This window comes from Actinomyces sp. ICM58 (genome assembly GCF_000283035.1).
Classification (GTDB): domain Bacteria; phylum Actinomycetota; class Actinomycetes; order Actinomycetales; family Actinomycetaceae; genus Pauljensenia.
In genome coordinates this window covers 1-4,337 of sequence record NZ_ALIY01000183.1, presented here as the reverse complement: position 1 = coordinate 4,337, position 4,337 = coordinate 1, and the positions used below count along the sequence as shown (strand labels likewise).

Below are 4,337 nucleotides of genomic sequence, written 5' to 3'. Positions count from 1 at the left end.
GAGGCCGGGGCGGGGGCCGAGGCCGGGGCGGGGTGGGTGCTCTGGTACCACACGCCCACGCTGGTTGCCGCGCATGCGCCCGCAAGGAGAATCGCGAGGGGCACGTAGTGGAGGCGGTGCTTCCACGAGCCGGTGGGAACGCCCTCGTCGTAGGAGACGTCGCGCAGGCCGGACTCAGATTCCTTGAACTGACCGGACGACTTCTTCTCGCTCACTTGGTCTCCTCCTCGGCGTTGGCGGAAGCCTCCTCGGCCTCCATGACCGTCGCGATCCTGGTCGAGGACAGGGCCGGCGTGACGATGCGGCGGGCCACGGCCTCGTACATGGGACGGAAGTGCTCAATGAGTGTACCCATCCAGCCGGGCAGGTAGTTCTTCTGGCTCATGGCGGGTTTCTCGATGAGGTGCCACGACAGGTAGGCCAGGATGTGCACGGTGATGACGACCGTCAGGTGGTAGGCGAGCCAGCCGCGGTCCTGCAGGTGGAAGTATGCGGCAAAGGCCATGATCGGCCACGCGTAGATGTAGATGCCGTAGGACAGGTCGCCGTGCTTCTCCCAGTTCTGCAGGGGCAGGCGGATCGCCAGGTACATGAGGAAGTAGAGGAACCCGTACTGACCGACGATGTTCCAGCCGCCCGACGCGTAGGACAGGACGCCGAAAACCAGACCGCCCCACGCCAGGCGCGAATCCATGGGGATCTTGTCGCCGTAGAGGGTGAAGAGCATGCCGAACGCGAAGGGGCCCATGAACATGAGCATGAAGGGGTCACGCAGCAGGTAGTTGACGTTGGCGACCTGGCCCGCGCCCATCCATTGCAGGGCGTTGAGGGCGATGAGGACGAGGGCGAAGGCGCCGCCCACCTTACGGTTTGCGAGCGCACCGAAGAGGCCGAGGACCGCGACCAGGATGTATGCCTTGAACTCGTAGATGAGGGTCCACGCGGAGCCGTTCCAGTCGCGCGCACCGTGCAGGATGAAGTAGGGAAGGTTCTCGCCCATGCCCGCGATGTTGCGCTGTCCCAGGTTGAGGAACATGTTGTTCACGAAATAGGTGAGCGGGGACTCGGTGGCGGGGTGCAGGTAGCCGGAGATGTTGTGGAAGGTATGCCAGTAGGCGATCGGCGCCAGGACGCCGACCGTGAAGAGCAGGGCGGCCCAGAAAGCCGGGAAAATGCGCAGGACGCGGCGCCACATGTAGCGCCAGATCGTCGCGCGCCCCATGCGCGAGCGCGTGATCAGGAATCCCGAGAAAAAGAAGAAACCTGCGACGGCGACACCACCGATGGACTGTTCTTTCGAGATCTGCACGCCCAGGTCCTCGCCGCCGTAGAAACCGGCGATCGGTCCGGCGTGCGAGAAGATGACCATGAAAGCCATCAGCCAACGCAAAAACCCGATCGAGTTAGACCGCGAGTTGAATGCCTGCGCGACGGACTGGGGCGTGTGGGGGGCCGCAGCCCGAATCGTGGAGGCCAGACTCATCGCTTACCTTTCATTGATCGGATCGTATGGACGGCGCCGCGCACGACGCGGTAGGCGGGTTTGAGCGCGTTACCCAGGCCGGGGTTGCGCACCATGATGTTCGTCTTGACGGCGCCAAGCAGGTTGGGGACTCCTCCCGAACGCGCCTTGAGGTAGGGAACCTGGTCAATCGAGAAGGGAGGGAGCATGGAGGAGACGGCGGCCAGCTTGTATTCGAGGTAGCCGTAGTACACGCCCGCCCACTTCGGGGTCATGACGGGGCGCACGTAGTAGCCCCGCGACAGGACCGCGTAGGCCAGGAGACGCTCGATGACGTGGGCCAGGGAGCCGTCCTTGTAGCCTCCCTCTTCGGGGAAGTCCTCGGGGACGAGGCCGGCGCCGGTCAGCGGGGACAGGGCCTGCGGGCGGGCGATGAACATGGAGCCGTAGGGGGCCAGCGGCTGGTGGTCGTCGAAGGGGACGGTGATGCCGACCTTCTTGGCGAAGTCGCGGGCTGGCTGGCGGTTCGCGAACCATGCGTGGCCCATCGTCGGGTATCCCATGTGCGGCATGGGGGCGATCGCCATGCCCAGGCCCGGGTGGGCGGCGAACTCGGCGAGGATTCCGGCCACGTGGTCGGCGGAGGCCAGCAGGTTGTCGTAGAGGTGCTCCTTGAAGAGCTGGGCGGCGTTGTAGTCGTCCTGGACGGACTTCTTCGAGTGGATCTTCACGACGATGTCGTACTCGCCCGAGGTGAGCACGTCGCCACAGTCCACCAGGAAGGCGCCGATGTCGCGGCCGCGGTTGGAGGAGACGACGCGCACGTCGGCGTCCACGCCTCGTTCCTGGGCGCGCGCTTCGATGAGGGCCTTGTTCTCCTCGTTCGAGGTTGTGGCCACCAGGTGGTAGCCGGCGGGCAGGACGCTCAGGCGGTCGAGGATCTCGTCGGCCATGTCGGCGTAGAAGATGTGGGCGACGGCGACGACCTTGAGGGAGGCAGCCGCGTCCAGGGTGGCCTGGTCGGCGCGCGGCGGGATGACGGTGGTCAGGCCCGCGTTCGTCACGAGATCACGAGGACGCGAGGTGCGCGCCAGGTTCGTGAGGATCAGGTCGGTGTCGTAGCCGGCCCGGCCGACTAGCTCCAGCATGTCCGCGCCGATGATCGCGTGGCGGTCCAGGTACAGCGGGTCGTGGAAGAGATTGCGGCGCTTGAGGATCGGGCACCCGTCCGCGAGCAGTAGGGCCGCGTTATCGAAGACGGGGTTGGGCGAGGGGTAGTCCTCGCGCGGGTACGCCACGGCGTGGGTGTAGCCGAGCTTTCCGAAGTATTCCGTGAAACGCGACTCGTGCCACTGGATCGAGTCGTTGTAGGAGCGGATCGGGGGCATCTCGTCCCAGTACGTGCGGAAGTCCGGGGAGCTGAGCAGCGGGTTGCGCACCGCGATCCAGTGGGACTGGATGTGGCGGGGCATGCGGGAGGAGGCCAGGAAGGGGTGGGGGCGAATCTCGTCATGTTCGGTGATGCCCCAGAAGTCGATGGCCCCCGCCGCATCGATACGGTCGAAGAGATTCTTCCACGGGTGGATAGGGGCGAAGAAGGTGTAGTTGAAGAGGATCAGCTCGTCGAACTGGCCGAGGCGTTCCCATCCGAAGCGGGCGATGCCGTCGCGGTAGCCGCCCACGTCGAAGCCGGTGTTTTCCCGTTCGAACACCTCGGTCGCGCCCGTCAGGAGGCGCTCGCGCGCAGTGTCGTCCAGAGGAGAGTTGGACACGACGAGGATCTCGTCCAGGTACTCGCGCAGCGACGTCAGGCACGCAACGACATAGTCGTCGACGATGCCCTGGGGATCAAAGAACAGGAAGATACCGGCGCGCTTCACGATGTCACTCCCCCGCACCGTCGACGGCGGCGAGGATCTGGCGGATCTTCGTCGCGTCACCCCACACGCCCGGGGAGTCGTAGGGGCGATCCGGGAAGGCGCCGTACTCGAGGGTGATGTCCAGGTCGTTCTCGCGGATGTAGGCCTCGACGCGGTCGGCCAGGCTCATGGGTTCGCCGCTGCAAATGTTGATGATGCCGTCGACCTCGTCCTGGGAGACGGCGGCCGCGATCTGGTAGGCCAGTCCCTGAATGGAGATGAAGTCGTAGAGGTTCTTACCCGTGGTGAAGGGGAAGGTCTTCTTACCTTCCTGGGCGGCGGCCAGGAGCTTGGAGAAGATCGAGGAGCCGTGCGCGTCGTCGCCGACGATGTAGTAGCCGCGCAGCCACTGCATGGTCGCGCCGTGCTGGGCGGTGAGCAGCTGCGTGATCTGCCGCAGGGCGTTCTTGGAGATGCCGTACAGGGAGGCGGGGTTGCACGGAGAGTTCTCGTCGATGGGGCCTTCCCAGTAGCCGACCTCGTGCATCGAGCCCATGACGGCCAGGTGAGTGCACCCGCCCGCGAGGAGGTTCTCGATGAAACGGTAGTGGGCAGGCAGGTCCTCAATGTGCGCCGGCGAGTTGTGCACAAAGCCGTCGCGCCACGCCAGGTGCAGGACCACGTCGGGGCGTCCGAGCTGGTCGTAGATATCGGCGTCTCCGCTGAAAATCTGGGTGTCGATGCGGCGGGCCCGCTCGTCGACCCCGTCGAGACGGAAATCGACGACGCTGACGTCAAGGCCGCGCTCCAGCAGGGCGTGAACGATGTGGCGACCAATGTAGCCGCCGGCTCCGGTAACGAGGACAGTCTTCACCATGTGACTCAGTCTATCAAGGCATGGCCGCTGCGCAGCCCCGCCTCGCGTTGTGTGCCGCGACGCACCCGCCTGCCCCGGCCTCGCCGACGAGGCCGACGCCTAGGAGCGGGAGGCGGTGCGGTGGCGCAGGGCGCGAGGC

The 4,337-nt window shown here is 65.7% G+C and carries 3 protein-coding genes and 1 pseudogene; all 4 read right to left on the bottom strand.

Annotated features, from left to right (window positions below; translation table 11 throughout):
• Positions 1–215: pseudogene (locus HMPREF1138_RS08345) on the bottom strand (hypothetical protein); the annotation flags it as partial.
• Complete coding sequence (locus HMPREF1138_RS08340) at positions 212–1,483, bottom strand: acyltransferase family protein (protein ID WP_009058656.1); 1,272 nt, start codon at positions 1,481–1,483, stop codon at positions 212–214. The pseudogene HMPREF1138_RS08345 and the gene HMPREF1138_RS08340, both read right to left, overlap by 4 nt.
• On the bottom strand, positions 1,480–3,342 hold the full coding sequence (locus tag HMPREF1138_RS08335; protein WP_009058658.1) for a rhamnan synthesis F family protein: 1,863 nt from the start codon (positions 3,340–3,342) through the stop codon (positions 1,480–1,482). The genes HMPREF1138_RS08340 and HMPREF1138_RS08335 overlap by 4 nt, the downstream gene beginning before the upstream one ends.
• A gap of 4 nt (positions 3,343–3,346) precedes the next feature.
• Entirely contained in the window at positions 3,347–4,198 is an 852-nt protein-coding gene (locus HMPREF1138_RS08330; protein WP_009058660.1) for an NAD-dependent epimerase/dehydratase family protein, read from the bottom strand.
• Between the last annotated feature and the right edge of the window lie 139 nt (positions 4,199–4,337).